The 1355-nt window shown below is 60.7% G+C and carries 2 protein-coding genes and 1 tRNA gene; 1 reads left to right on the top strand and 2 read right to left on the bottom strand.

All coding sequences use genetic code 11. The features are described from left to right. Positions 1–38 precede the first annotated feature (38 nt). Positions 39–629 (bottom strand): ANTAR domain-containing response regulator, encoded by a 591-nt coding sequence (locus tag HMPREF1138_RS07030; protein ID WP_009057992.1) that lies wholly within the window; start codon positions 627–629, stop codon positions 39–41. A gap of 64 nt (positions 630–693) precedes the next feature. Between HMPREF1138_RS07030 and HMPREF1138_RS07025 the strand changes: the two genes are divergently transcribed. Further along, positions 694–767: transfer RNA gene (locus tag HMPREF1138_RS07025), tRNA-Leu, on the top strand. A 135-nt stretch (positions 768–902) separates the two neighbouring features. Here the strand turns inward: HMPREF1138_RS07025 and HMPREF1138_RS07020 are convergent. Further along, the gene (locus tag HMPREF1138_RS07020; protein ID WP_034480594.1) at positions 903–1118 is read right to left on the bottom strand and encodes a hypothetical protein; all 216 of its coding nucleotides are present in this window, start codon (positions 1116–1118) and stop codon (positions 903–905) included. Positions 1119–1355 lie beyond the last annotated feature (237 nt).

Raw genomic sequence — 1355 nt, 5'->3', positions numbered from 1 at the left:
GTCGTTGACTCTCCCCGCCTGCGCCGTAAGTTCTGTGATCAGTCGTCGACCTGGTTGATGACCGCGTCGGCAACCTCACGCATGGAGAGGCGACGATCCATCGACGTCTTCTGAATCCAGCGGAAGGCCTCGGGTTCGCTCATGCCCATGTTCTTCATGAGCAGGCCCTTGGCGCGATCCACGCGCTTACGAGTCTCGAAACGGTCAGTCAGATCCGCGATCTGATCCTCCAGGGACTCAATTTCCGCGTGACGCGACAGCGCGATCTCAACCGCGGGAATCAGGTCGGAGGGACTGAAGGGCTTGACCACGTAGGCCATGGCGCCCGCGTCGCGGGCGCGCTCGACCAGCTCGGTCTGGGAGAAGGCGGTCAGCATAACCACCGCGCAGGACAGCTCCTGCAGGATCTTCTCGGCCGCCGTGATGCCATCCATCTTCGGCATTTTGACGTCCATCACACACAGGTCGGGCTCCAGCTCCAGCGCCAGCTCGACTGCTTCTTCACCGTCGGCAGCTTCGCCGACGACCTCGAACCCCGCCTGGGTTAGCGTCTCAACGATATCGAGACGAATCAGCCCCTCATCCTCGGCGACGAGGACGCGACGCGGTTCAGCCTGCTCTTCACTCATTGTCATATTCCTCAGTTTGATCGGTGTGCTCAGCTGTTCTATTGTGGTTCTCGCACACGCGAAAGCCCCGATAGCCCAACTGGCAGAGGCGGTCGGCTCAAACCCGGCTTGTTGTGGGTTCGAATCCCACTCGGGGTACCGCCACTGGAGTACGTGCTCCATGGTACCGGCAAACAGGTACTGGCGCGACGCTGGAACCGTTATTGATACGAGTATGTCGCATCGTAGAAAAGGGGCCGACAAGCAACGCTTGTCGGCCCCTCACCGTATCTGTTAGGCAACCACGCTCAGCTCGAGGCCGAGAAACTCGGCTGCCTCTCCCCTGCGGGTCGGCTCGTCGAGATCGGCGATCGCCTGCTTGACCCTCCTGTCATGGAAGTCGGCAAACCACGGCTCGACGGCTCGCGAGAGCTGGGCGACCTCCAGGTTGTTGGCCACGCGGCCAAACAGAGTGTCATGGACCGACACGGTCCGGATGTTCGTATTCATTTCTTCCTCCATCTTCCGTTGTGGGCGCGCGGAAACGTGCTTTGTTCGCACTGGCATTCCGTGATGTGCCCGCAGCAACCTGCTGCCTCGCCGCGCCTTCGTTGGAGCGGCGTTACACGTCTCAACGTGTATTCGAGAACTTTATTCCAGCGTTGTCATTTTGTCCACGCGAAGGGACTCACATCGCGCAAAACGACGGTGGGGTGCTGGCCATGCCAGCACCCCACCGTTTGCGCC

Source organism: Actinomyces sp. ICM58 (genome assembly GCF_000283035.1).
Classification (GTDB): Bacteria; Actinomycetota; Actinomycetes; order Actinomycetales; family Actinomycetaceae; genus Pauljensenia.
The sequence above is the reverse complement of the archived record's forward strand: the minus strand, read 5'-3'. Positions and strand labels throughout refer to the sequence as shown.

Coding starts and splice junctions, on each gene's coding strand:
- HMPREF1138_RS07030 (WP_009057992.1), bottom strand. CDS start 629: ATGAGTGAAGAGCAGGCTGAACCGCGTCGCGTCCTCGTCGCCGAGGAT.
- HMPREF1138_RS07020 (WP_034480594.1), bottom strand. CDS start 1,118: ATGAATACGAACATCCGGACCGTGTCGGTCCATGACACTCTGTTTGGC.